Annotated in this window: 19 protein-coding genes; 13 read left to right on the top strand and 6 right to left on the bottom strand. The window is 66.2% G+C overall.

Going from position 1 to position 26,342, the window contains the following annotated elements:
• Positions 1 to 90: 90 nt before the first annotated feature.
• On the bottom strand, positions 91 to 831 hold the full coding sequence (locus tag BMZ17_RS18535; RefSeq protein WP_093142906.1) for a pteridine reductase: 741 nt from the start codon (positions 829 to 831) through the stop codon (positions 91 to 93).
• A gap of 201 nt (positions 832 to 1,032) precedes the next feature.
• On the opposite strand from BMZ17_RS18535, the gene BMZ17_RS18530 reads away from it, so the two are divergent.
• Together BMZ17_RS18530 and BMZ17_RS18525 are read left to right on the top strand one after the other, a co-directional pair.
• Positions 1,033 to 2,481: a circularly permuted type 2 ATP-grasp protein gene (locus BMZ17_RS18530; protein ID WP_093142902.1), complete on the top strand. Its 1,449-nt coding sequence runs from the start codon at positions 1,033 to 1,035 to the stop codon at positions 2,479 to 2,481.
• The gene (locus BMZ17_RS18525) at positions 2,481 to 3,422 is read left to right on the top strand and encodes an alpha-E domain-containing protein (protein ID WP_093142898.1); all 942 of its coding nucleotides are present in this window, start codon (positions 2,481 to 2,483) and stop codon (positions 3,420 to 3,422) included. Before BMZ17_RS18530 ends, BMZ17_RS18525 begins: the two co-directional genes overlap by 1 nt.
• Positions 3,423 to 3,492: 70 nt before the next feature.
• Here BMZ17_RS18525 and BMZ17_RS18520 read toward each other — a convergent pair whose 3' ends face one another.
• Entirely contained in the window at positions 3,493 to 4,332 is an 840-nt protein-coding gene (locus BMZ17_RS18520; RefSeq protein ID WP_093142894.1) for a proteasome-type protease, read from the bottom strand.
• Positions 4,333 to 4,480: 148 nt separating this feature from the next.
• On the opposite strand from BMZ17_RS18520, the gene BMZ17_RS18515 reads away from it, so the two are divergent.
• Positions 4,481 to 5,665 carry a class I SAM-dependent methyltransferase gene (locus BMZ17_RS18515; RefSeq protein ID WP_093142889.1) on the top strand — a complete coding sequence of 395 codons (1,185 nt, stop codon included), beginning with the start codon at positions 4,481 to 4,483 and terminating at the stop codon, positions 5,663 to 5,665.
• Positions 5,653 to 6,069, top strand: a complete 417-nt coding sequence (locus BMZ17_RS18510) for a VanZ family protein (RefSeq protein WP_093142884.1) — start codon at positions 5,653 to 5,655, stop codon at positions 6,067 to 6,069. Before BMZ17_RS18515 ends, BMZ17_RS18510 begins: the two co-directional genes overlap by 13 nt.
• A gap of 156 nt (positions 6,070 to 6,225) precedes the next feature.
• On the opposite strand, the gene BMZ17_RS18505 is transcribed toward BMZ17_RS18510, so the two are convergent.
• From BMZ17_RS18505 to BMZ17_RS18495, 3 genes are all read right to left on the bottom strand, one after another.
• Positions 6,226 to 8,526 carry a family 20 glycosylhydrolase gene (locus tag BMZ17_RS18505; protein WP_175485676.1) on the bottom strand — a complete coding sequence of 767 codons (2,301 nt, stop codon included), beginning with the start codon at positions 8,524 to 8,526 and terminating at the stop codon, positions 6,226 to 6,228.
• A 115-nt stretch (positions 8,527 to 8,641) separates the two neighbouring features.
• A complete protein-coding gene (locus tag BMZ17_RS18500; RefSeq protein ID WP_093142875.1) occupies positions 8,642 to 11,308 on the bottom strand; it encodes a TonB-dependent receptor in 2,667 nt (888 codons plus the stop codon).
• Positions 11,309 to 11,457: 149 nt separating this feature from the next.
• The gene (locus tag BMZ17_RS18495) at positions 11,458 to 12,450 is read right to left on the bottom strand and encodes a glucokinase (protein ID WP_093142870.1); all 993 of its coding nucleotides are present in this window, start codon (positions 12,448 to 12,450) and stop codon (positions 11,458 to 11,460) included.
• 380 nt (positions 12,451 to 12,830) lie between these two features.
• Between BMZ17_RS18495 and BMZ17_RS18490 the strand changes: the two genes are divergently transcribed.
• The 6 genes from BMZ17_RS18490 (at position 12,831) to BMZ17_RS18465 (ending at position 19,267) form a co-directional block, all read left to right on the top strand.
• Positions 12,831 to 13,553 carry a GntR family transcriptional regulator gene (locus BMZ17_RS18490; protein ID WP_175485692.1) on the top strand — a complete coding sequence of 241 codons (723 nt, stop codon included), beginning with the start codon at positions 12,831 to 12,833 and terminating at the stop codon, positions 13,551 to 13,553.
• 75 nt (positions 13,554 to 13,628) lie between these two features.
• Complete coding sequence (locus tag BMZ17_RS18485) at positions 13,629 to 14,897, top strand: sugar MFS transporter (RefSeq protein WP_093142861.1); 1,269 nt, start codon at positions 13,629 to 13,631, stop codon at positions 14,895 to 14,897.
• Positions 14,898 to 14,933: 36 nt separating this feature from the next.
• Positions 14,934 to 16,001, top strand: coding sequence for a LacI family DNA-binding transcriptional regulator (locus BMZ17_RS18480; protein ID WP_093142857.1), 1,068 nt, complete (start codon positions 14,934 to 14,936; stop codon positions 15,999 to 16,001).
• Positions 15,998 to 17,038: an SIS domain-containing protein gene (locus tag BMZ17_RS18475; protein WP_093142854.1), complete on the top strand. Its 1,041-nt coding sequence runs from the start codon at positions 15,998 to 16,000 to the stop codon at positions 17,036 to 17,038. Before BMZ17_RS18480 ends, BMZ17_RS18475 begins: the two co-directional genes overlap by 4 nt.
• Complete coding sequence (gene nagA, locus BMZ17_RS18470; protein WP_093142849.1) at positions 17,035 to 18,186, top strand: N-acetylglucosamine-6-phosphate deacetylase; 1,152 nt, start codon at positions 17,035 to 17,037, stop codon at positions 18,184 to 18,186. Before BMZ17_RS18475 ends, nagA begins: the two co-directional genes overlap by 4 nt.
• A gap of 4 nt (positions 18,187 to 18,190) precedes the next feature.
• Positions 18,191 to 19,267, top strand: coding sequence for an acyltransferase family protein (locus BMZ17_RS18465; RefSeq protein ID WP_093142844.1), 1,077 nt, complete (start codon positions 18,191 to 18,193; stop codon positions 19,265 to 19,267).
• Positions 19,268 to 19,303: 36 nt separating this feature from the next.
• Here the strand turns inward: BMZ17_RS18465 and BMZ17_RS18460 are convergent, their stop codons facing one another.
• Positions 19,304 to 20,323, bottom strand: a complete 1,020-nt coding sequence (locus BMZ17_RS18460) for a glucokinase (RefSeq protein ID WP_093142839.1) — start codon at positions 20,321 to 20,323, stop codon at positions 19,304 to 19,306.
• 549 nt (positions 20,324 to 20,872) lie between these two features.
• Here BMZ17_RS18460 and BMZ17_RS18455 point away from each other — a divergent pair.
• From BMZ17_RS18455 to BMZ17_RS18445, 3 genes are all read left to right on the top strand, one after another.
• Positions 20,873 to 23,440, top strand: coding sequence for a TonB-dependent receptor (locus tag BMZ17_RS18455; protein ID WP_093142834.1), 2,568 nt, complete (start codon positions 20,873 to 20,875; stop codon positions 23,438 to 23,440).
• A 156-nt stretch (positions 23,441 to 23,596) separates the two neighbouring features.
• Positions 23,597 to 25,285, top strand: a complete 1,689-nt coding sequence (locus BMZ17_RS18450; RefSeq protein ID WP_093142829.1) for an alpha-L-fucosidase — start codon at positions 23,597 to 23,599, stop codon at positions 25,283 to 25,285.
• Positions 25,285 to 26,337 (top strand): glycosyl hydrolase family 18 protein, encoded by a 1,053-nt coding sequence (locus BMZ17_RS18445; protein ID WP_175485674.1) that lies wholly within the window; start codon positions 25,285 to 25,287, stop codon positions 26,335 to 26,337. Before BMZ17_RS18450 ends, BMZ17_RS18445 begins: the two co-directional genes overlap by 1 nt.
• Positions 26,338 to 26,342 lie beyond the last annotated feature (5 nt).

Genomic DNA, 26,342 nt, shown 5'->3' with positions numbered 1-26,342 from the left:
CTGGTCTTTGTGGGAGCCGCTTCAGCGGCGATGAAATCCTCCCGCGAAAGCCCATCGCCGCTGAAGTGGCTCCCACACGACAAACCTTGGTCAGATAAAGACCGAACGACCGCCATCGATCGCGATGATCTGGCCGTTGACGTAGGTATTGCCATCGATCAGCCAGCGCACCGTCGAGACGATGTCCTCGGGCGCGCCCTGGCGCTGCAGCGGCACCCGATCACGCAGGACCTGCTCGGTCTCGGCCTTGACCGGATTCTCCGACCACAGGATGTTGCCGGGCGCGATCGCGTTGACGCGCACGTGCGGGCCGAGTTCGCGCGCGAGCGACTGGGTCATCATCACCAGCGCGGCCTTGGCCATGCAGTAGAGGGTGTGCTCTGGCAGCGGACGCTGAGCGTAGATGTCGGCGATGCTGACGATGGCACCACGGCTGGCCTTCAGGTGCGGCGCGGCGGCCTGCGACAGGAAGAACGGCGCGCGCGCGTTGGAGGCGAACAGCGCATCCCACTGCTGCGGCGTCGCCGTGCCGACCGGCGTGGCGTAGTAGGCCGAGGCGTTGTTGATCAGCGCGTCGAGCCGGCCGAAGCGCTCGACCGTGCGGCTCACCAGCAGTGGCAACTGTTCGACCTGCGCCAGCTCGGCCTGCAGCACCAGCGTGCTGCCCGGGCGCGCGGCTTCCAGCTCGGCAGCGAGTGCCTGCATCTCGTCGGCCGAGCCGCGGTAGTGCAGGGCCAGCGCGTAGCCATCGGCATGCAGGGCGCGGGCGATGGCCGCACCGATCCGCTTGGCGGCACCGGTGACCAGGGCGACGCGGGGAAACTCGGACATGGAAGGCTCTGCCGGGAAAGATGACGCGATTGTGGCATCCCCGCATGTCATCGCCCGTGCGGACGCGGACGATGGCACGCCCGCATCGCGCGCATCACATCCCGTGGATTGCTTGACGCCCATCATGGTTTGCGGGCATGTTGCCTGCATCCCCTTTCGCACCGCGTTTCGCTGGCTGCAAGGGCCAACGGAACGGAGCGAATGGACTGGGAGAAGTACCGGAGTTCCACGTTTGATGAGCTGATCCAGGCAGACGGCCAGGCCCGTCCTGCCGCGCGCAGGCTGGTCGAATACCTCGGTGGCCTGTCGGGCCGCGAGATCGCCGAGCGCCAGGTCGCCGCCGATGTCGTCGCCCGCGTCATGGGCATCACCTTCACGGTGTACTCGGACGGTCGCAACGTCGACCGCACGCTGCCGTTCGACCTGATCCCGCGCGTGATCCCGCGCAAGGAATGGGAAGTCACCGAGGCCGGCCTCAAGCAGCGCATGCGCGCGCTGAACCTGTTCATCGGCGACGTCTACGGCAAGCAGCAGATCGTCAAGGACAAGGTGTTCCCGGCGATGCTGCTGAAGGATTCGGTCAACTTCCGCCCGCAGTGCGTGGGCATCACCCCGCCGCTGGGCGTGTGGGCGCACATCTGCGGTTCGGACCTGGTGCGCGACGGCGACGGCACGCTGTACGCGCTGGAAGACAACCTGCGCATTCCTTCCGGCGTGAGCTACATGCTGGAAAACCGCATGGTCGCCAAGCGCGTGTTCCCGGAGCTGTTCGAGACCAGCTCGATCCTGCCGGTGGACGAATACCCGAGCCAGCTCTACGACACCCTGGCGGCGCTGTCGCCGCGTCCGGGCGATGCGCCGGTGATCGCGCTGCTGACGCCAGGCGTGTTCAACAGCGCCTATTTCGAACATGCGTACCTGGCCCAGGCGATGGGCATCGAGCTGGTCGAAGGCTCGGACCTGTTCGTTGCCGACGACGACTGCACCTACATGCGCACCGTCTACGGCCCGCAGCGCGTGGACGTGATCTATCGCCGCGTGGATGACCTGTTCATCGATCCGGAGGTGTTCCATCCCGATTCGATGCTCGGCGTGCCGGGCCTGATCCGCAGCTGGCGCGCGGGCAAGGTGGCGCTGGCCAATGCGCCGGGCGCGGGCGTTGCCGACGACAAGGTCGTGTTCGCCTACGTGCCCAAGATGATCAAGTACTACCTGGGCGAGGACGCGATCCTGCCCAACGTGCCCAGTTTCCTGTGCCACGACGACAAGGACCTCAAGCACGTGCTGGCCAACCTGGACAAGCTGGTGGTCAAGCCGGCCAACGAATCGGGCGGCTACGGCATGCTGATCGGACCGCGCGCGAGCAAGGAGGAGATCGAGAAGTTCCGCGGCCTGATCCAGGCCGATCCGCGCAACTACATGGCCCAGCCGACGTTGAATCTCTCGACCGCGCCGATCGTCACCGACGAAGGTCCGTCGCCGCGCCACCTGGACCTGCGGCCTTTCATCCTCTCGCGCGAGGACACCTACGTCACCACCGGTGGCCTGACCCGCGTGGCGATGACGCCCGGCTCGCTGGTGGTCAATTCCTCGCAGGGCGGCGGCGCCAAGGACACCTGGGTGGTGGATACCGACGAGGAGGGCACCTGATGCTCTCGCGCGTCGCAGACAATCTCTACTGGTTCAGCCGCTATATCCGTCGCGCGGAAAACACCGCGCGCCTGGTCGGCGTGGGCAGCATGCTGCAGCTGGACCTGCCGCGCTCGGTGCGCTTCACCTGGCGGCCGATGATCGACACGGTCGGCTCGGGCGACCTGTTCACCGCGCTGCATCCCGATGCCGGCACCGACGTGGCCGACGCGGAGGTCATCCGGTTCCTGCTGCTGGACGAAGCCAATCCCGCCTCGCTGACCGTCTCGATCACCAGCGCCCGCGAGATCCTGCGCAGCATCCGCGACACGCTGCCGCAGGAAGTGTGGGAAGCGGTCAACGACCTGCACCTGTACGTGGCCGCCAGCGGCGAGCGTGCGTTGCAGCGGCGTTATCGGCTGGAGTTCATCACCCGCATCGTCGATGGCTGCCTGAAGGTTTCCGGCCTGCTCTCGGCGAACGTGAGCCGCGACATCGGCTACCAGTTCCTGCGCCTGGGCACCGGCATCGAACAGGCCGACATGACCACGCGCATCATCGATGCCGGCGCCTCGGGCCTGATCACCCCGCGCAGCGAGGAAGATCGCGAGGCGTTCCGCAACATGCAGTGGATGGCGGTGCTGCGTTCACTGGCGGCGTACCAGATGTACCGGCGCCACATCCGCCAGCGCGTGACCGGCGAGCACGCGCTGCGCTTTTTGCTGCAGAACACCGAGTTCCCGCGCAGCGTGCAGTTCTGCCTGACCCGCGCCCAGCACGTGCTGCCGACGATGCCGCCGCGCCCGGGCGTGGACCGCCACCTCAATCGCGTGGTCGGGATGATTCGCAACGCCGATCCGGTGTGGCTGGCGGCGCAGAATCCGGCCGCGTTCATGGACGAGATCCAGGTCCACCTGAGCAACCTGCACAACGCGGTGGTGGAAGGGTATTTCTACAACTGACCGTGGTCTGGAGCGCACATGAAAAAGCCGGGCAGTGCCCGGCTTTTTCTTTGCCTGATCCACGCGCGTCTTACTGCTGGCCGGCGTCGTCGCCCGGATCCTGGCGCGAAGCGATGCGGCGCGGTGGCGCGACCACCTGGCGGCTTGGGCGCTCTTCGTGTTCCTCACCTTCGCGCGCCGGTTCCCAGGGGAAGCGGGGCAGGGTGCGCACGGCGTTTTCCAGCTTGCGCGACCAGGTGTCGTGGATTTCGGCGTAGAGCGGCGTGTCGCCTTCCAGGCGCATCTGCTGGGTCACCTTGAGGTCACCGGCGCGGATCAGCGCCATGTCCAGCGGCATGCCGACCGACAGGTTGGAGCGGATGGTCGAATCCAGCGACACCAGCGCGCAACGCGCCGCGTCTTCCAGCGTGGTGCCGGGGCGCAGGATGCGGTCCAGGATCGGCTTGCCGTACTTGGATTCGCCGATCTGCAGGTAGGGCGTTTCGGGCGAGGTCGCGATGCAGTTGCCCAGCGGGTAGACCATGTACAGGCCCGGCCGCTCGCCGGCGATCTGGCCGCCCAGCACCAGGGTGGACTGCACGCTGACGCCGCTCTGCTGGGCCTGGTCGTTGACCGCCGACTGGCTGGCCACCAGCACCTCGCCCACGTATTCGGCCACCTCGAACAGGTGCTTGAACGTGCGCAGGCTGCGCGTGCACGAGGGATCTTCCGCATCGCGTTTGAGTCGCGACATGGTGAGCTGGGTGGTGGCCAGGTTACCGGCAGACAGAATCACGAAGACCCGGTCGCCCGGGTACTCGAAGATGTGCATCTTGCGGTAGACGCGCACGTCGTCAAACGACGCGCTGGTCCGGGTATCCGCGGCGAAGACCAGGCCTTCGTCCACTTCGATGCCGACGCAATAAGTCATGTCACAACCGGGGAAGAGGGCACCACGATCATAGGGGCGCCCTCCGGTGCTGGCTAGGGCTGGTGCGACTGGAATTCACCTGATCCGCACCGCAAGGTCGCCAGGCGCCGCGTAACATGGACTTCTTTGCCGTCACGCCTTGACCTGCATGAACGACCTGCCGCTTCCCGATGCCGATGCCCTGGCCCACAGTGACCGCCTGGCCGCGATGATCCGGGGCGAAATCGCCGCGTCCGGCGGATCGCTGCCGTTTTCGCGCTTCATGGAGCGCTGCCTGTACACGCCGGGGCTGGGCTATTACAGCGCCGGGGCGACCAAGTTCGGCGAGGCCGGCGATTTCGTCACCGCGCCGGAAATCGGCCCGCTGTTCGCCAGTGCGGTCTCGCAGGCGGTGGCGCCGGTGCTGCAGGAGCTGGGGCCGGAGGCGTGTTTCCTGGAGATCGGCGGCGGCAGCGGCGCCTTTGCCGAGGTCATGCTCAAGCGCCTGCTGCAGCTGGATGCGATGCCGGCCAAGTACTGGATCCTGGAACCCAGCGCGGACCTGCGCGAACGCCAGCGCGAGCGCCTGGGCCGGCGCCTGATCCCACCGGTGTTCGACTGCGTGGAATGGCTGGACACCCCGCCGCAGGACACCTGGAACGGCGTGGTGTTCGCCAACGAGGTGATCGATGCGCTGCCGACGCCGCGCTTCGTGCTGCGCGAAGGTGAGGTGTTCGAGGAGCATGTCGCGCTGGATGGCGAAGGCCGCTTCGTCGCCACCGATCGCCCCGCCGATCCGCTGCTGGCCGCGGCCGTGCGCCATGTCGAGCGGTCGCGCGACGTGCTGTTCGAGGATGGCTATCGCAGCGAGCTGCTGCCGCAGCTGCCGTACTGGGTGCAAGCGGTGATCGGCAAGCTCGACGCCGGCGCGCTGCTGTTCTGCGACTACGGCTACCCGCGCAAGGAGTACTACCTGGAACAACGCGATGGCGGCACCATGCGCGCCTTCTACCGGCATCGCATGCACAACGATGTCTATCGCTGGCCGGGGCTGCAGGACATCACCGCCTCGGTGGATTTCACCGCGCTGGCCGAGGCCGGTACCGGCGCGGGCTTCGCCCTGGCGGGTTACGCGACGCAGGCGGGCTTCCTGGTCGGCAACGGCTTGATCGATCGCCTGGGCGAAGCGGAGGCGCGCGCGCCGGACGAGGCGACCACGCTGCGCCTGCGCAACGAGTTCAAGAAGCTCACCCTGCCCAACGAGATGGGCGAGCGTTTACAGTTCATGGGCTTTGCGCGCGACTGCAATTTCGACGCGGCCTTCCTGTCCGGTGACCTGACGTGGCGGCTGTGAGCAGCGGCGCGTTGAAGCCGCTGCGCTGGCCGGCGCTGTGGGTCGGCCTGTGGGGGCTGGCGATGGCGGTGGTGGTAACCACCTGCCTGCTGCCGGGCGACGACATCCCGCGCGTGGCCGAAGGCGTGGACAAGATCGAGCACGCCGGTTCGTTCTTCGTGCTGATGGTGTGCGCGGTGCAGCTCTTCGCCACGCGTCGCGCGCTGCTGCGCGCGGCGGCCTGGCTGGTGGTGCTGGGCGTGCTGATCGAGTTCATGCAGGGCTGGTTCACCGCCGACCGCACGCCCGATCCGATGGACGCGCTGGCCGACAGCACTGGCGTGCTGCTGGGGCTGGCCATCGCCAGGACCCGCGCCAGCAATCTGCTGTTGCGCTGGTTCCCACGCAAGCCGGGTGGAACATGATCAAGCGTGGAAGCCGCTTCAGCGGCGATGGGGCGTTCGCGATAAAGCGTCATCGCCGCTGAAGCGGCTCCCACAGGTTTTTGGTTGGGTTGGGACGACGCTGCAAATCACACCGGTCCCAACACGCCCCTTCGCCTTGCGAAAGGGCGTGCGCCATCAGTTGCCTGCCGGTATCAGGGTCATGCGGTCCAGCACCCACATGTTCGGGCGCGTGTCGCCGGTGAAATACACGCACAGGTTGGCCTGGCTGGGCGCGGCTTTGAGCGGGATGTCCAGCGTCTGGAAGCCATCGGCGCCCGGGTCCTTCGGCAGCGGCACGCTGCCCAACACCGCGCCATCGCAGCCGTCGCGCAGCTCCAGTTCGCCGTAGGCGGTCTTGGCCTTCTTGAAGGTGCGCAGGTACTCGTCGTGGGCCAGCTCGAAGAAGTACGGAATGCGCCCGGCGCGGATCTGCACGGACGCAATTCCCGATAGCGGCGCGGCCTTCCATTCCCAGCACGGATTGAAGATGTCCACGTTGTAGACCGCGCGCGGACCGGCGCGCGGGCCGTCGTCTTCCAGACGCAGCATCAGCGCGCCGGTGCACATGGCCAACTGTTCGTCACTGCGCGTGCGCAGGGCGTCGGTGGTCAGGCCCAGCACGGTCGGCGGCGCCAGCGGCTTGTCGTTGAAGAACACCGCCGCCTGCAGCGTGGTCGGCACGGTGAGCGTCAGCGGCGCGCTGTAGCGCGGCGAATCGGCCTTGGGCGCACTGCCATCGGTGGTGTAGCGGATGTCGGCGTAGTCCAGCGGATCACTGAGCGCCACGCTGGCCTGCTTGCCATCGGCCGACGGCGTGGTGGCGAACAGCACCTGGAACGGCGTGCGCGCGTAGCGGATGTGCAGGGCGCGGTAATGCGCCAGCAGGTTGGGCAGGCGCTGCTTGAAGCTGGCCAGGTCGCGGCTGGCCTGCGGCGACCACGCCACTTCGGCCAGCGCGGCGATGCGCGGGAACACGTTGTGCTCGACGCGATCGAAGCTGTGCATGTGCTCGGTGAACACGTTGGCCTGCACGCCGATGATGTGCTGGCGCTGCGCGGCGTCCAGTTCGGCCGGTACCGGCTCGAAGCCGTAGACCTTTTCCAGCGGGATCAGGCTGGGCCGGCCCGGCGGCTCGGCCGGCGAGGCGGTCTGCAGGTAATCGAAGTACAGGTGTGTCACCGGCGTCATCACCACGTCGTGGCCCTTGCGCGCGGCCTCGATACCGCCCTCGGTGCCGCGCCAGGACATCACCGCCGCGCCATCGGGCAGCGGGCCGCCCATCAGGATCTCATCCCAGCCGATGATGCGCTTGCCGTGCTGGGCCAGGTAGGTGCCCAGGCGATTGACCATCCAGCCCTGCAGGGCTTCCTCGTCCTTCAGGCCAAGCTGCTTGATGCGCGCCTGCATGTGCTTGGAGGCCTTCCAGCGGTCCTTGACCGCCTCGTCGCCGCCGATGTCGAAGAACTGGCCCGGGAACAGCGGCAGCACTTCGCCCAGCACGTTCTCCAGGAAGGTCATCGTCGATTCGTCGGCGTTGAACAGGTTCGGGAACACGCCGGCGCCATTGGCCACCTGCAGCTGCGGGCGATCCACGCCCAGCTCTGGATACGCCGCTATAGCGGCGGTGGCGTGGCCGGGGATGTCGATCTCCGGCACCACGGTGATGTGGCGCTCGGCGGCGTAACGCACCACCTCGCGGATCTGGTCCTTGGTGTAGAAGGCGCATTCCTGGATCGGCTGGCCGTCCTCGCCGATGCCGCCATCGCCCAGCGGCACGCGGCAGCCGCCGACTTCGGTCAGCAGCGGGTACTGGTCGATCTGGATGCGCCAGCCCTGGTCGTCGGCCAGGTGCCAGTGGAAGACATTGAGCTTGTGCACGGCCATCGCATCGAGCAGGCGCTCGACTTCTTCCACGCTCTGGAAGTGGCGCACCGAATCGAGCATCAGGCCGCGCCAGGCCATGCGCGGGCCATCGTTGATCGTCACCGCATCAAGCGTGGCGCCGGCCTGCGCGTTGCCCGATGGCAGCAGCTGCCACAAGCTCATCGCGCCATAGAACAATCCGGCCGAGGCGGTCGCGTTGAGCTGGATGCGCTCGGGCGTGACCTGCAGCGTGTAGGTTTCCGGGCCGCCGGTGCCGGGCGCGACGGTGAACTGGATCGGCGCGTCCTTGGCGGCGTCATCTTCGGCCAGCACCAGCGATGGGCCGCCGCTGTCGTGCAGCAGGTCGATGAACTGTTCGGCGGTCTTGCGCGCGCCTTCGCCCTGGGCGCCGACGGTCATGCCCGGCTGGACGGTGAATTGACCTTCGCCCGGCGTGGCCGACTGCGGCATCGGGATCAGCGGCAGCGTGGCGGCCAGCGCGGGCACGCAGGCCAGCGAGAGCACAGCCAGCGCGGCATGCAGGACGGGACGGAAACAGGCAGGCAGACGCATCGGACACCTCTTGCGGTAAAGCACGCCGGCAGCCGGCGCGCGCATCGTCAAAACGCAGACGGGCCCGGAGTGTCCGGGCCCGCCTAGGGTCAAGCATGCAGCATGTTGGCGTGAATCAGAACTTCGCGCGCAGGTTCAGGTAGTACTGGCGACCGTTGGAGTACACGGCATACGGCAGGAAGCCGACGGTCGAATCGGTGTAGTACTTGGACTTTGGGTTGTTGAGGTTCAGGCCGTCCAGGCTCACCGACAGGTGGTCGTTGATCTTGTAGCCCAGCGAGGCCCCGATCGTGCCGAAGTCGTCCTGGTAGAACGGCGTGGCGCGGCTGGCACCGGCGTAGAAGCTGTCGCGATAGCTGTAGGACACACGTGCGCTGAAGACGTCGTTCTCGAAGAAGGCTGCCACGTTGTAAGTGTTCTTCGAGGTGCCGAACATCGGCGTGCCGGTGTCGGTCTCGCCATCGGTGTAGGTGTAGTTGACGCTGGTGCCGAAGTGCTCGCCGATCGGCTGCTGGTAGGTCAGCTCCACGCCCTTGACCTTGGCGTTGGTATTGACCGGCACAGTGACCTGGTAGTCGGCGTAGACATCGACGCCCTGGTCGAAGCTGGCCTGCTGGTCCTTGTACTGGATGACCTGCGAGCCGCCCACGTCGATGTAGTCCTTCATCTTCATGTAGAAGGCGCTGGCCGCCAGCAGGGCGCGCGGGGCGAAATACCATTCCAGCGAGGCATCGAAGTTGGTCGACACCAGCGGCTTGAGGAACGGATTGCCGCCGCTGCCGGTGTGGGTCAGGTCGTCCAGCGACAGCGAGCCGGCGAGGGCGGAGTAGTCAGGACGGGTCAGCGTCTTGGACGCGGACAGGCGACCAACCAGGTCATCGGTGAAGTCGAACTTGAAGTTCGCGCTGGGCAGCAGCTTGTTGTAGTCGTTCTTGACCTGGATCGGCAGGTAAGCGCCGAAGGCCGAGCCGGTGACCGCGCCAGGAATCGTGGCAGCCACGCCCTGGTTGTAGTTGATCGTGGTGGAGGTGTTGACGTAGCGCACGCCGACGTTGCCGCTCCAGCGCTCGCCCTGGAAGTTGGCCTGCAGGTACACCGCGCCGTTGTCTTCCTTCACGCCATAGACGTTCTGCCAGTTGAAGCGGGTGATCGGATCGCGGTTGGCGTAGGCCGCGTCGATCGCCGCGAGCTGGCCCGGCGTGTAGTACCAGATGCCGGTGGGCAGGCTGCCCCCGATCCCGTCACCGAAGTCGCTCGGATAGCTGCCACCGGTGGTGGGCAGCGCCGACAGCGGCGGCATGCCGTTGAGCGGGCCTTGGCCAATATCGAAATCGTTGTGGCGCTCGTGCTCGGTATAGCGCACGCCGAAGTCCAGCGAGCTGAGCACGCCATCGCTGTTGGTCCAGCTGCTGTCGGCGGCGAACCAGTTTTCCTTGTCCTTCACCTCGATGCCCTGGTCGCCGAAGATCCAGCCGGCCGACGGCACCTGGGTGGTCGGCGTGTTGCCGGTGCCCAGCGAGGCGTCGATGACGTGGCCGATGCCGTTCATCTGCCAGCCGACGGTGCCGCCGGTGGGCGAGAGGCCGGTTTCCAGCACGTCCTGGTTCGGGCTCTTGCCCACGCCGTGGCTGCTGCCGGCTTCGAACTTCACCGCAACGCTGTCGTTGACGTGCCAGTCGGCATTCAACGCAACGTAGTTGGTCGAGGATTCGGCGCCCGGGCGCGAGATCATGTCGTACACGCCATACGGGGTGGTGCCGTTGGGCGTGTAGCTGGCGCTGGTCAGCACGCCATTGTTGATGGTGTAGCTGTCCGGCGTCTGCGCACCGACGAACTGGCTGCCCCAGATCATGAAGTTGCGGTTGTAGTTGTCCGCCTTCATCTTCGAGTAGAAGCCTTCGAGGTTGAAGGTCAGGTCATCGGAGGCCTTGAACTGCAGGTCGACCGTGCCGCCGGAGCGCTCGCGCTCCTGGGTGAAGAGCGTGGCGCCGAGCAGGTTGGGATACAGCACGCTCTGGCCGGCGACGGTCGCCGTGCCGTAGCCGCCGACCACTTCCTGGCCATCGCGGCGCAGGCTGCGCTTCTCGTAGAACGGCTGGACCAGGATGCCGAAGGTGTCGGCATCGTTCTTCCAGTTGAGCAGGCCGCTGAACTGCGGCTTGGTGTCGCCGGGCAGGTCGGAATAGACCGCGCCGAACGAGCCTTCCAGGGTCAGCGGCTTGTCGAAGTTGAGCGGCTTGCGGGTGATGATGTCGACCGAACCGGCGGCGCCGCCTTCAAGCAGCTTGGCTTCCGACGCCTTGTGCACGACGACCTGGTCGACGATTTCCGACGGCAGCAGCGAGTAGCTGACGCTGCGGCCCACGGTCTGCACCTGCGAGAGCACGAACCAGTCACCGGTGGCGATGCCGTGGCCGTTGAGGGTGGTTTGGGTCAGGCTGGGGCTGGTGCCGCGCAGGCTGACGCGGTCGGCTTCGTCGAACGCGCCTTCGCTGGCGGAGGACGAGGCGATGTTGACGCCCGGCAGTTCGCGTAGGGTGTCGGCCACGTTCTTGGCCGGCAGCTTGCCGATGTCTTCGGCGCTGACGGCCTCGACGTGCGAGCTGGCATCGCGCTTGGTGTTGAGCGACTTCTCAAGGCTGCCACGGATGCCCACGACGGTAATCGTGTCCAGGTCGGTGGCGTTGCTGGAGGACTGGCTGCTGTCTGCCTGCTGCGCCTGTGCCGCGAAGCTCAGGCTTGTCAGGATGGCCACGCTGAGGAGGGATTTCTTGCAGTTCATGGTGCTTCCCCGAAGAGTTTGTTGGGTTGTGGCAGTGGGCTGCCAGGCCTGTACGTCGTTGCGGTCCTGCAATGTCGAAACAAACTTGTTGCGTGCTGCGGTGCCGAATGTCCCGACCAGCAAAAGCCGCGGGCGGCCTTGCGATGACTTCAGTGCGTTGCGGTCTGGCCCAGATACCAGTTGGCGGCGCCCAGGACGCCCAACTGCCCGTGCTCGACCAGTCGCACAGGGATGCGCTCCAGCGCAGCTCGCATCGGCCCCTTGTTGAGGAAGCGTTCGACGAAGCTGCTCTGCAGCAGAAACTCGCGGATGCGCGGCAGGATGCCGCCAGCCAGGTAGACACTGCCGGTGATGCCGTACAGCAGGGCCATGTCGCCCACGGTGCTGCCCAGCAGCCCGCAGAACACGTCCAGCGCCTCGCGCGCCAGCGGGTCATCGCCGGCCGTGGCAGCGGCGGTGATCGCATCGGGCGCGGCATGCACCGGCGTGACGCCGCGCACTTCGCACAGGGCGGTGTAGAGGTTGAGCAGGCCGGGGCCGGACAGCGCGTGTTCGACCGGCACGTGCGCGCGCTTCTTCAGCATCTGCGCCAGCAGGGCCAGCTCCAGCTCGGTGCCCACGCTCAAGGCGGCCTGGCCGGCTTCGGTGGCCAGCACGGTGGCGCTGCGGCCGGTAGGAATCCACACCGCGCCACCCAGGCCGGTGCCCGGGCCAAGCACGAGGGTCGGGCCGCGTTCGGACACGTGCGCCGGGCCGGTCAGGCGCAGCACTTCTTGGTCGCCGACCAGCGCTGCGGCGTAAGCCACGGCTTCGAAATCGTTGACCAAGCGCAGGTCGTCCAGGCCGAGTTCGCCCTGGATCTCGCGCGGCGACAGGCGCCAGGGTAGGTTGGCGGTGATGACCGTGCCGTCTTCCATCGGAAAGCCTGCGCTGGCAATCACGCCGCGGCTGACACGTGCGCCGTCGAGACCACCAATGAAGTCGCCGATGATGTGCGAAAGCCCCGGATACGCCGCGCAGGCGTACTTGCGATAGCTGAGGATCTCGACCGGCTGCAGGTCCTGGCCGGTCGGACGCACCAGGCCCAGGCGGACATGGGTGCCGCCCACATCGGCCGCGATGAAGGGCGTCTGGCCACTCAAGACCGGTGCTCCTGGATGTCCTGCATTGGCATGCACATCGCTCCCCTGGAAGTCACGGCGGTTTCACGGACCACCGTCGCCGTTGCAGCGAGTCTCCAATGCGGATGACAACGATGTCAACAGGTGTCATCGAAATTTTACGGACAGCTGGTATTGCCGCAACGCAGCAAGTTTTCCGAGGGAAATCACGACACGCCAATCGTCAATCAGGCTGGAATCAAGCGAATTTTCGCGATTCTCTGGTTTGAGCGGCGAACAAGTCAGGTGGCGTGGCTTGCGCACCGGCAAAAAATTGGTTTTAAATTGGACCCAATGAATTTCATCCCACTGCCACCTGGGGTTGTCCGATGACGCGCGCCAAGTCCGCGGTCGACCCCCGCCTGGACGCGATTGCGCTGGATGCCTCCGCGCCGACGCCGCTGTACTTGCAGCTCACCGCGCAGCTGGTCGAGGCGATCAACGGGCACAAGTGGAAGCCGGGCGAAGCCCTGCCGGCCGAGCGCGTGCTGTGCGAGCAGCTGCAGGTCTCTCGGGTGACGCTGCGCCAGGCGATGGATGCGCTGGTGGAGCAGGGCCTGGTGACCCGCCGCCAGGGCGCGGGCACTTTCGTGACTTCGCAGATCACCCATCCGCTGACCGGGCTGACCAGCTTCAGCGAGACGCTGCGGATGAAGGGCTATCAGCCCGGCAGCCAGTGGCTGGATCGCCGCATCCGCCCGGCGCACGGCGAGGAAATCCTGCGCCTGGGCCTGTCGCCCGAGTCGCGCGTGGCCTCGTTGACCCGCCTGCGCCGCGCCGACGATCGGGTGATGGCCTACGAACACGCGGTGATCCCGCAGCGCGTGCTGCCCGATCCCACTGAAGTCGGCGAATCGCTCTACGCCTGGCTGGATGAACACGGCGCCCCGGTCGTGCGCGCGCTGCAGTACTTCCGCGCGATCAACCTGACCGCGCGCATGGCCGATTACCTGGGCATGGACGAGGGCGACGCGATCCTGCACGTGGTGCGCGTGGGCTACGCGCGCGATGGCAGTGCGATCGAGTTGACCGACACCTATTGCCACAACGACTTCTACGATTTCGTCGCGGAGTTGCGACGCTGACCCGATCCTGGCGCGGCCCGTCGCCGGGCGGCGCTGCACCCATGTCCACCGCAGTCCGTTTGGAGTAAGCGCTTCATGTCGTCAGATCAGCCAAAGAGCTTCGTCGGCTCCCTCGCCGTCACCGGTCTGCTGTTTTTCATCATCGGCTTCTTTACGTGGATCAACGGGCCGCTGATCACCTTCGTCAAGCTCGCCTTCGACCTGGATGAGGTGAAGGCGTTCTTCGTGGTGTTCGTGTTCTATATCTCCTACTTCGTGCTGGCGCTGCCGGCCGCGGCCGCGCTCAAGCTGACCGGCATGAAGAAGGGCCTGGCGCTGAGCCTGGTGGTGATGGCGGTGGGCGCGGCGATGTTCGGCCAGTTCTCGACCCAGCGCTGGTATGCCGGCGCGCTGTCGGGCCTGTTCGTGATCGGCGGCGGCCTGGCGCTGCTGCAGACCGCGGTCAATCCCTACATCTCCATCCTCGGCCCGATCGAGACTGCCGCGCGCCGCATCGCGCTGATGGGCATCTGCAACAAGATCGCCGGCATCCTGGCGCCGATCCTGATCGGCTCGCTGGTGCTGCACGGCATCGGTGATCTGTCGGCTCAGGTCGCCGCTGCCGATGCGGCGACCAAGGAGCAACTGCTCAACACCTTCGCCGCCAAGATCCACGGCCCGTACCTGGTGATGGCCGGCGTGCTGGTGCTGGTGGCGATCGGCATCCTGTTCTCGCCGTTGCCCGAGTTGAAGCCCAGCGAAGCCAATGCCGAGCGCAGCGACAGCGCCGCGCGCGGCAGCATCTTCCAGTTCCCGCACCTGTGGCTGGGCGTGATGTGCCTGTTCGTCTACGTGGGCGTGGAAGTGCTGGCCGGCGACGCCATCGGCACCTACGGCAACGGCTTCGGCCTGCCGCTGGACGAGACCAAGTTCTTCACCTCCTTCACCCTGGGCGCGATGCTGCTGGGGTACCTGGCCGGCCTGGTGGCGATCCCGCGCCTGCTGTCGCAGCAGGCTTACCTGGCACTGTCGGCCACGCTGGGCGTGCTGTTCGCGCTGGGCGCGCTGTTCACCCATGGCTATGTGTCGGTGGGCTTCGTGGCCGCGCTGGGCTTTGCCAACGCGATGATGTGGCCGGCGATCTTTCCGCTGGCGATCAAGAGCCTGGGCCGTTTCACCGAAACCGGCTCGGCGCTGCTGGTGATGGGCATCGCCGGTGGTGCGGTGGTGTCGCAGAGCTTTGCGATCCTCAAGCAGCACTTCGACTTCCAGTGGGTGTTCGCCGGCCTGGCCGTGCCCTGCTACCTGTACATCCTCTTCTTCGCCCTGCGTGGTCATCGCGTGGGCCAGGGCGCCGCGCGCTGACGCGCGGTTTCCACTCCGACAGGCAGACTCGTTCCCATGCGTAGACCGACCATCAAGGATGTTGCCGAACGCGCCAAGGTCTCGTTGAAGACCGTCTCGCGCGTGATCAACAACGAGCCCTCGGTGATGCAGGGCACGCGTGCGCGCGTGCTGCGTGCCATCGCCGAGCTGGATTACGAGCCCGATCCGTCCGCGCGCAACCTGCGCAGCGGCACGCCGTTCGTGATCGGGCTGGTGTACGACAACCCCAATCCGTACCACATCATCGGCGTGCAGAACGGCGTGCTGGCCGCGTGCCGGGAGACGGGTTTCGGCCTGCAGATCCAGCCCTGCGATTCGACTTCGCCGATGCTGGCCGAGGAGCTCGCCGAGTTCGTCCAGCGCTCGCGCCTGGCCGGCCTGGTGCTGACTGCGCCGATGTCCGAGCGCCCCGAGCTGATCGCCGCACTCACCGCACGCAGCATCCAGGTGGTGCGCATCATCGCGGCCACCGAAGATCCGGGCGAAGGCCCGCCCTGCGTCTACGTGGACGACAAGGATGCGGCCTACGAGATCACCGAGCATCTGATACAGCTTGGCCACCAGCGCATCGGCTTCCTGATGGGCGGCCTGGCGCATCGCTCCAGCACCGAGCGCTACGCCGGTTACGAGCAGGCGCTGAAGGATTACGGCATCACCCTGGACAAGCACCTGGTGATTCCCGGCGACTACACCTTCGACGACGGCTTCCGTGGTGCGCGGCGCTTGCTGGCGTTGCGCGAACCGCCGACCGCGATCTTCGGCTCCAACGACGAGATCGCCGCCGGGGTGCTGGCTGCGGCCAAGTCGACCGGCATGAACGTGCCCTACGACCTGTCCATCGCCGGTTTCGAGGACAGCCCGTTTTCCAAGCAGTCCTGGCCGCCGCTGACCACCGCCAAGCAGGCCACCGAGGACATCGCCAAGCATGCCGCGCGCCTGCTGATCGCGCGGCTGCGGCAGGACGCCTACGACGACGCTCCCATCGCCATGCACAACCAGGGCTTCACGCCGCAGCTGGTGGTGCGTGGTTCCACCGCGCCGATGCGTCCCGCTCGCGCAGAACCCAAGACCCCGACGCCATGACTTCTGTAGCACCGCTGCCCGTGGCAGCCGACACCCTGATGTTCAACGAGGCCGCTTCGACGGCCGACGTGGTCGCCGCGCAGTTCGCGCGCAACCACGAGGCGATCGTCGCGCTGGCCGCGTCATTACGCGAAACTCCGCCGCCGTTCGTGGCGACCTGCGCGCGTGGCAGTTCCGACCATGCCTGCACCTTCGGCAAGTACCTGTTCGAGACCCAGGTGGGCGTGGTCACCGCGTCGGCCTCGCCGTCGATCGGCTCGGTCTACGCCGCGCCGCTGAAGTTGAAGGACGCGTTGTTCATCGTGATCTCGCAGTCGGGCAAGAGCCCGGACCTGCTGCGCAATGCCGAAGCCGCCAAGGCCGCTGGCGCGCGCGTGGTGGCGCTGGTCAACGTGGAAGATTCGCCGCTGGCGCAGTTGGCCGACGTGGTGATTCCGCTGTGCGCCGGCCCGGAGAAATCCGTCGCCGCCACCAAGAGCTATCTCGCTTCGCTGGCCGCGCTGCTGCAGCTGGCCGCGCACTGGTCGCAGGATGAAAAGTTACTGGCCGCGCTCGATGCGCTGCCGGGAGCGCTGCGCCAGGCGTGGGCTGCCGACTGGTCGCCGGTGACCGACGGCCTGACTGGCGCACATAACCTGTTCGTGCTCGGCCGCGGCCTGGGCCTGGGCGCGGCGCAGGAAGCGGCGCTCAAGTTCAAGGAAACCTGCGGCCTGCATGCCGAGGCCTACAGCTCGGCCGAAGTGAAGCACGGCCCGATGGCGCTGGTCGGCCCGGGCTTCCCGGTGCTGTGCTTCGCCCAGCCCGATGGCACCGAAGCCGGCACGCTGGCCCTGGCCGAAGAATTCCGCGGCCGCGGCGCACAGGTCTGGGTGGCCTCGGCGCACGGGGACCTGCCGCTGGTCGCCGCACCGCATCCGGCCTGCGCACCGCTGCTGACCATCCAGAGTTTCTACAAGGCGATCAATGCACTGGCATTGGCGCGCGGCCACAATCCCGACGTGCCGCCGCATCTCAACAAAGTGACCGAAACCGTATGAGCAACAGCTTTGCCCTGGTCAATGCCCGCGTGCTGAGCGCGCAGGGCGTGATCGACAACGGCGCGGTGCTGGTGGAAGACGGCCGCATCGCCGCCATCACCGACACCGCCGGCGCGCGTGCGCGCACCGACGACCTGCGCGACCTGGGCGGTGCCTGGCTGGCGCCGGGCTTCATCGACGTGCAGGTCAACGGCGGTGGCGGCGTGCTGTTCAACAACACGCCCACGGCCGAAGGCATCGACGCGATCGGCAGGGCGCACCGCAAGTTCGGCACCACCGCGTTCCTGCCCACGTTGATCAGCGATGACGCCGCGACCATGCGCGCGGCCATCGATGCCACGCGCGAGGCCATCGCGCGCGAGACCGATGGCGTGCTCGGTATCCATCTGGAAGGCCCGTATCTGGCCAAGGACCGCAAGGGCACGCACGACGCCGGCCAGTTCCGTATCCCGGAAGCCGACGAGATCGCGATGGCCACCGCGCTAGACAACGGCATCACGCTGTTGACCGTAGCGCCGGAACAGGTCGGCCCCGAACGCATCGCCGCGCTGATCGCGCGCGGGGCGATCGTGGTGGCGGGCCACACTGCCGGCAACTACGAGCAGATCCGCGCGGGCCTGGATGTGGGCCTGCGCGGCTTCACCCATCTGTTCAATGCGATGTCGCCGCTGCAAGGGCGCAGCCCCGGCGCGGTCGGCGCGGCGCTGGAAGACCGCGACAGCTGGTGCGGCATCATCGCCGACGGCGTGCACGTGCATCCGGCGTCCCTGCGCGTGGCGCTGGCCGCCAAGCCGCAGGGCAAGCTGCTGCTGGTGACCGATGCGATGCCGATGGTCGGCGCCGACAGCCCCAGCTTCGACCTGTATGGCGAGACGATCACCGCAGTCGACGGTGTGGTCCGCAATGCGGCCGGTTCGCTGGCTGGCTCGGCGTTGGACATGGCCAGCGCCGTGCGCAACACCGTGCAGCTGCTGGGGCTGCCGCTGGAAGAAGCCGTGCGCATGGCCGCGCTGTATCCGGCGCAGTTCCTCAAGCTGGAACACGAGCGAGGCAGCATCGCGCCGGGCCTGCGTGCCGACCTGGTCGCGCTGGACGATGCGTTGAACGTCGTCGAGACCTGGATCGGCGGAGTCGCCTCGGCCGCCTGACGCCATGGTTCAAGTCGCTGCCCGCCGCTTTGCTTCTGTTGACGCGCTGCGCGGCTTGACCGTGGCGGCGATGCTGCTGGTCAACGATCCGGGCGACTGGGCGCATGTGTTCGCGCCGCTGCTGCATTCGGAATGGGCCGGCTGCACGCCGACGGACCTGGTGTTTCCGTTCTTCCTCTTCATCGTCGGTGTGTCGATTGCGCTGGGTGTGGTGCCGCGGATCGAAGCCGGCGCCGATCCCGCGCCGGTGCGACGCGCGCTATGGGTGCGCGCGCTGCGCATCATCGGCATCGGCCTGGCGATCAACCTGCTGGGCTGGTGGCTGCTGGACAAGCCGCACTTCCGTCCGTGGGGCGTGCTGCAGCGCATCGGCCTGTGTTTCCTCGTCGTCGGCTACATCGCCACGCGGCCGGCGCCACGCGTGCAGGGCACGCTGATCGCGGTGTTGCTGCTGGGCTACTGGGCACTGCTGGGCTTCGGTGGCGGCTTCGAGCCGTGGAGCAATCTCGCCAGTCGCGTCGATACCGCGCTGCTGGGGCCGCTGGTCTACGAGTTCGATCCGGCCAGCGGGCGCGGCCATGATCCCGAAGGCCTGCTCAGCACGCTGCCGGCGATCGCCACCACCTTGCTCGGCCTGCATGCCGGTGGCTGGTTGCGCCGCGGGCGCGTGCATCGCCTGCTGCCCGGTGCGCTCGGTTGCCTGCTGGTCGGCTGGCTGTGGTCGGCCGCGCTGCCGTGGAACAAGAATCTGTGGACGCCGTCCTTCGTGCTGTGGACGGCGGGCTGGGCGATGGCGCTGCTGTGGCTGTTCCATCAGCTGGTCGATCGTTGGCACTGGCCCGCGATCGGACGTTCGCTCGGGATCAATGCGATCACCGTGTACGCGGGCTCGGCGGTGATGTTCCTGCTGCTGTATGCGCTAGGCGCGTGGGAAGCGATCTATCGCATCGGCTACACGAGCTGGATGACGCCGTTGTTCGGGCCCTATGTGCCGTCGCTGGCCTTCGGCCTGGTGTTCACCGCCATCTGGTGGGCGATCGCCAAGTGGATGGAGAAGCGCGGGATCGTGATCAAGGTCTAGCGGCGCACGCGCGGTCTGCGTGCGCCGTCGTGCCTGTCACTGCAGCGTGTTGCGCATCAGCCAGATGGCCGCGCCGATCACACCGAGCTGGCCGTGTTCGACCACCTTGACCGGGATCTGCTCCAGCGCCGGGCGCATGTTGCCCTTGGACAGGAAGCGTTCGGCGAAGCTGCTTTCCAGCAGCAGGTCGCCCAGCTGCGGCAGAAAGCCGCCCGCCAGATAGATGCCCTGCTGCACGCCGTACAGCAGGGCCATGTCGCCCAGCACGCTGCCGAGCAGGCCGGCGAACACCAGCACGGTTTCGCGCGCGACCGGATCGGTGTGGGCGACCGCGGCCGCGCTGACCTCGGCCGGCGTCTTCAATGTGGCCTCGGCGCCGCGCAGGCGCGCCAGGATTCGATACAGCGTCAGCAATCCCGGCCCTGAAATCAGTCGCTCGACCGAAACGTGATCGTGCAGCAGGCGCAGCTCCTGCAGGACCGCGAGTTCGATCTCGGTGGTGGCCGACAGCGCGGCCTGGCCGGCCTCGGTGGCGAGCACCACTTCGCCGCTCTGGGTCGGAATCCACACGGCCGCGCCAAGTCCCGTGCCGGGCCCGAGAATGAGCGCGGGACCCGCGCGATTGGATTGCTTCGGGCCGCACACATGAAGCACTTCGTTGGCTTGCATCTGCGGCGCTGCGTAGGCGACGGCTTCGAAGTCGTTGACCAGATGCAGCGATTGCAGCGACAGCCGACGCTGCATCTGCTGCATCACCAGCGGCCAGGGCAGGTTGCTGGCGATCACGCTGCCGTCTTCCAGCGCATAACCGGCGCTGGCGATGATGCCGTGGCGCACCTGCGGATGGCCCGACTGCTGCAGGAACTCGGCCAGGATCTCGTCCAGCGAGGGATAGTCGGCGCAGCGATATTTGCGGTAGTCGAGCAGCTCGGGCGCGTCATGTGCATCGCGAGCGCTGACCAGGCCGACGCGGACATGGGTGCCGCCGACATCGGCGGAAAGAAACGGTTGCACGCGCGACTGCGCGGACGCAGGCATCGAGAGACTTGCGGACACGGAAGCTCCTGGGGAATGGCGGGAGAGCACACGCCATGCCTCGAGTGTCCGGCGTCTTAGACAACGATGTCAACGTCAATTTCGTGCCGTCCATGGCACATGCGTGCGTTGCATGCTTCCAAACTGCGCAAAACGCGGCATGAGCGAAAAAGACTGGTTTCAATCGATCCAATTGATGACTCACTCCGTCACGAATCCGCACGTTGGATCAAAAAAAAGATGTGTAATTTCGTTGACAACGCTGTCAGCGCTATTACAGACTCGAGTCAAATCGAAGTGGCGCGATGGTGTGCAGCACGGGGTTGCACGCAGGGCGTGATCGAAGGCTTCGTGCTTTTGATTGAGGCGTCAGTCCACCGCTTCGGTGTGTTCTTCGCAGTCGGGCCCGGTCAGTCTGCCAGGCCTTCTTTGCAGGTTTCGAATGGCATGTGGTGCGTTTACGCGCGCCAGGGAGAAGTGCTGCTTCGATTCCCATGTTGATCGGTTTGACCGGCGATGCAACGCCCGGTCCAGCTGATATCCCTTGTCCTAGCCACCATAGGTTGAGCCATGCATAGCCGCACCACGAAGTTGGCACTCGGTATCGTCGCAGCACTGTACTTCTCCGGTTCCGCGCTCGCGGCCGACCAGGAGCAGGAGGACAAGAAGCAGGACAAGGGCGTGGTCAACGTCGACGCCGTCAAGGTGTCCGGCTACCGCGCCAGCCTGGGCAAGGCGCTGAACGTCAAGCGCAATGCCGACGCGATCGTCGATGCGATCAGCGCCGAAGACATCGGCAAGTTCCCCGACACCAACGTGGCCGAATCGCTCTCGCACCTGCCGGGCATCACGGTGGATCGCCAGTTTGGCGAAGGTGAAAAGGTCGGCATCCTCGGCACCGATCCGGCGCTCAACCGCGTGCTGCTCAACGGCCAGACCATCGCCTCGACCAGCTGGGGCGGCGACCCGAACGATGGCGACAGCCGTTCGTTCAACTACAGCATCCTGCCGTCCGAGATCGTCGGCCTGATGGAGGTCTACAAGTCGCCCGAGCCGCGCATCGACGAAGGCTCGATCGGTGGCACGGTGATCGTGCACACCCGTAAGCCGCTGGATCTTGACCGCAATTCGGTCAGTGGCAGCGTCGGCTACGGCTACAACGACCGTTCGGCCGAAGCCAAGCCCAATGCGTCTGTGCTGTACAACTGGAAAAACAAGGAAGACACCCTGGGCTTCCTGGTCTCGGCCTCGCGCTCGACCAAGGTCCTGCGCCGCGATGGCCTGGAGCTGTTCGGCTATACCGATGCGTCGGAGTATCCGGACAGCGCCACCGGCGGCGCCAGCGGCAACGTGCCGACCTCGCTCAACACCGCGCTGTTCCGCCAGACCCGCGAGCGCAATGCGCTGACCAGCGCGCTGCAGTGGAAGCCGGATGAAAGCTTCGAGCTGAACCTGACCGGCTTGTACATCAAGGAAAACTTCGACAACTACAACCAGAGCCGTTACGCCTACTGGCAGGGCACGCCGAGTTCGGCAACTTCGCTGGGCTTCGATAACGGTGTGGCCACCACCGGCAGCTTCGACGATACCGCGCCGACCTACCTTGATGGTTATTCACGCCACAGCACCGTCGAGACCAAGAGCCTCAACCTGCAGACCGATTGGCACGGCTACGACTGGAACCTGTCCAGCGCGATCGGCTACACCAGCTCGTCGGGCGGTGGCGACAACATCTATGGCGCGACCTTCACCTCGTACGGCGGCTACAACTACGCCATTGATGGCAGCAATGCCGTCATCAACTACGACAAGGATCCCACCGATCCGGAAAACATGAGCCTGGCCACGGTCTCCAAGACCCAGAATCCGACCTACGACCGCGAGAAGTACCTGCAGCTGGACTTCGATCATTCGCTGGAGTTCGGCCCGCTCAGCAAGATCCGCACCGGTATCAAGGCGACCAACCACGTCTCCGGCCAGCGTTCCTTCAGCACCAGCTGGACGGTCAACGACGGCACCACGCTGGGCGCGTTCAACGGCGGCACCACGCCGTCGGATTACCTCAACGGCATCTCCGCCAGCAGCGACATGCAGAGCTGGTCGCAGATCAACCGCAGCGCGCTGGAGAACTACATCGATGGACTGACCGGCGCCGATGACCTGGACATCAGCTACAGCGGCACCTTCGAGATCAAGGAATACAACCGCGCCTGGTACCTGCAGTCCGATTACGAAGGTGAGCGCTATCGCGGCAACTTCGGCGTGCGCTACGTGCATACCGAGGACGACACCACCGGCTACAGCTACGACACCAACGGTGGCTACTCGCCAGTGGCGTATGCGAACAGCTACGGGAAGTGGTTGCCGTCGTTCAACTTCGCCTACGACCTGACCGACGACCTGGTCGGCCGCTTCTCGGTGGCCAAGGTGATCGCCCGTCCGCGCTACGGCAACATGACCCCGTACGTGTCGACCTCGGACAACGTGTTGACCGCGTCGACCGGCAATCCCTCGCTCAAGCCCTACGCGTCGACCAACTATGACGCCTCGCTGGAGTGGTACTTCAGCCCGACCAGCGTGCTGAGCGGTGAGCTGTTCTACCGCGACATCTCCAACTACATCCTCACCCTGACCGAGGACCGGGACTTCTACAACCAGACCACCGGCGGCACCAGTACGTATTCCACCTCGATGCCGATCAACGGCGGCAATGCGAAGGTGCAGGGCGTGGCAGTGGCGTACACCACCAGCTTCGGCCACGGGTTTGGCCTGGTGGCGAACTACACCTATTCGGACTCCAAGACCGACCAGGACTTCAGCCTGCCTTACAACTCCCGCAACTCGTACAACATCAGCCCGTACTTCGAGAACGACACCTGGAACGCACGCCTGAACCTGGGCTACCGCTCCGAGTACTTCACCCAGATCGGCCGCCTCAACGGCGACCAGATGACCGATGAGTTCACCGACCTGGGTGCGTCGGTGGGCTACAAGATCAACGAGAATCTGACGCTGAGCTTCAACGCGTCCAACCTGCTGGACGAGAAGTACTACAGCTACATCAGCACCAAGGACCAGCCGTACTACGTCTACAAGAACGGCCGCTCCTACATGCTGACGCTGAACTTCAAGCTGTAACCGCACACGGCCGATCGGCCCGTTGCCCAGGTTCATCGGGGCACGGGCCGGTCGGCTTTTGTCGTGAACGCTGGACCTGGCGATGGCCGCGCCGTGCGGTCCGCCCTTGTAATTGGACATCGCCGCGTGGGGAAGAGCGCGGCGACGGGGGAATGCATGACCAGAGATTTCGATGCTGTCTTCGCTGCGGGTCGCCAGCGCGCCCTGCACTTTGGCCTGTCGGCCAGCTTGATCGCCGGTGGTGTGCTGGCCTCCAGCCTGGCGTTGGCGGCCGATGCCACCTCGCCGACGGCACCCACCGCCGCCACGGTGTCGCCGGAGCAACTGGATGCGCAGTGGCAGCAGGCCACGGCGAAGTACGCGCCAGAACGTGCACGCCTGGTGCAGGAAGCCGGACGCGGCGCACGCAGCGGCCCGTTCCGGCCCGACTGGGCTGCGCTGAAGCAGTACAAATCCCCGGCGTGGTACGACGATGCGAAGTTCGGCATCTTCGTGCACTGGGGTGTGTTCTCGGTGCCGGCCTTCGGTAGCGAGTGGTACTCGCGCAACATGTACCTACCGGGCACCAAGGATTACGAGCACCACATCGCCACCTACGGGCCGCAGGCCAAGTTCGGCTACAAGGACCTGGTGCCGCTGTTCAAGGCCGAGCAGTTCGACCCGGCCGCGTGGGCGGCGTTGTTCAAGCAGGCCGGCGCGCGTTACGTGGTGCCGGTGGCCGAACACCACGATGGCTTCGCGCTGTACGACTCGCAGCTCTCGGACTGGACTGCGGTGAAGATGGGCCCGCATCGCGATCTGCTGGGCGACCTGTCCAAGGCGATCCGCGCGCAAGGCCTGCACTTCGGTCTGTCCTCGCATCGCGCCGAGCATGACTGGTTCTTCGACGGCGGCCGCACGTTCGATTCGGACGTCAATGACCCGCGCTACGCCGCGCTGTATGGCCCGGCGCTGCCGCGTGGGCTGGAGGCGGGCAAGGACGATGGCGAGGTCGCACATGACTGGACCTTCGTGTCGCAGGCCTGGCTCGACGACTGGCTGGCGCGCACCACCGAGCTGGTCGACCGCTACCACCCGGACCTGATCTATTTCGACTGGTGGATCGCGCACCCGACCTTCCGCAATACGCTGCCGACCCTGCTGTCCTACTACTACAACGACGGCGCGCGCCGCGATGGCGTGGTGGTCGATTACAAGCTCGGGGCTTTCCCGGAAGGCGCCGGCACGCTGGATATCGAACGCGGCCAGCTCACCGGCATCCATCCCACGCACTGGCAGACCGATACCTCGATCAGCAACGTCTCGTGGGGCTATATCGAGCACGACACCTTCAAGACGCCGACCTTCATCATCCAGATGCTCGTCGACGTGGTGTCCAAGAGCGGCAACCTCATGCTCAACGTCGGCCCGCGCGCCGACGGCACCATCCCCGAGGCCGAGCGCGACATCCTGCTGGAGATCGGCCGCTGGCTGAAGACCAATGGCGCGGCGATTTACGGCAGCACGCCGTGGCGCGCGTACGGCGAAGGCCCGACCGAAGTGGAAGGCGGCACCTTCAACGACACCAAGACCAAGCCGTACACGGCGCAGGATTTCCGCTTCACCGTGCACGATGGCGCGCTGTATGCGATCGAGCTGGCGTGGCCGTCCAACGGGGAAGCCGTGATCACCTCGCTCAAACCCGAGGACGGCGTGCGCGCGGTCACCGCGCTGGTCGACGGCAAGCCGGTGCGCTGGCACCAGGCGGCCGACGGCATGCACCTGAGCGTGCCGGCCAAGCCCAAGGGCCAGCACGCCTACGTGTACCGCATCGAACTTGCTTCCCTTCCCCAAGGAACCCGCTGATGAAGAAACTCGCCTGGCTGTTGCTCGGCTGCGTGCTGTTGGGCGCGCCCGCGCTGGCCAAGACGCCGACCGCGCTGTTCTACCTGATGGAAACGCAGAAGTCGGTCAATGCCTTCGTCGCCCATGCCGACAAGATCGACATGTTGGTGCCCACCTGGTACGGCGTGGACCAGCGCGGCCTGGTCAACGGCGCGCCCAACGACTACGTGTATGCGATCGCCAAGCAGCACCGCGTACCGGTGATGCCGATCCTCTCGATGACTACCACGCGCGACGGCTTCCACCAGCTGATGCACGACGAGGACGCCAAGCAGCGGATGATCGCCTCGCTGTTGCAGGCCGGACGCGAGCACGGCTACTACGGCTTCCAGTTCGATTTCGAGAACATCGCCTGGACCGACCGCGATGCCTTCACCCTGATGACCAAGCAGACCGCCGATGCCCTGCACAAGGCGGGCCTGAAGCTGTCGATCGCGGTGGTGCCCAACGGGCCGGGGCATTCCGGCCGGGGCCAGTTCTCCAAGTGGATGTGGGAATACTGGCGCGGTGCGTATGACCTGGCCGCGCTGGGCAAGGCCACCGACCTGGTGAGCCTGATGACCTACGACCAGCACACGCGCTGGACGGCGCCCGGCCCGGTTGATGGCATGCCCTGGATGAAGATGCACCTGGACTACGCGCTGACCCAGATCCCGAAGGATAAGCTGTCGCTGGGCATCGCCACCTACGGCTACCGCTGGTACACCGGCAATCCGGTCAAGGACGACGGCACCGAGGCCTCGAATATCGTCGGCACCTACATCGACTTCGACGAATCGATGCCGCTGGCGATCGAGCAGCAGGCCGACATCCAGTGGGACGCGCGCGAGCAGGAGAGCTGGTACTACTTCTACCGCGACGACATGCGCGAGTGGGTGTTCATGCCGGATGCCAAGTCCTTCCAGACCCGCTACGACTTGGTCAAGCAATACGGCCTGGAAGGCTTCAGCAGCTGGGTGCTCGGCGCCGAAGATCCGAAGGTGTGGGACCTGCTGCCGAACGCGCAGCGCTGAGTTGA

Source organism: Pseudoxanthomonas sp. GM95 (assembly GCF_900109775.1).
Taxonomy (GTDB): domain Bacteria; phylum Pseudomonadota; class Gammaproteobacteria; order Xanthomonadales; family Xanthomonadaceae; genus Pseudoxanthomonas_A.
This window is presented reverse-complemented; position numbering and strand designations above follow the sequence as displayed.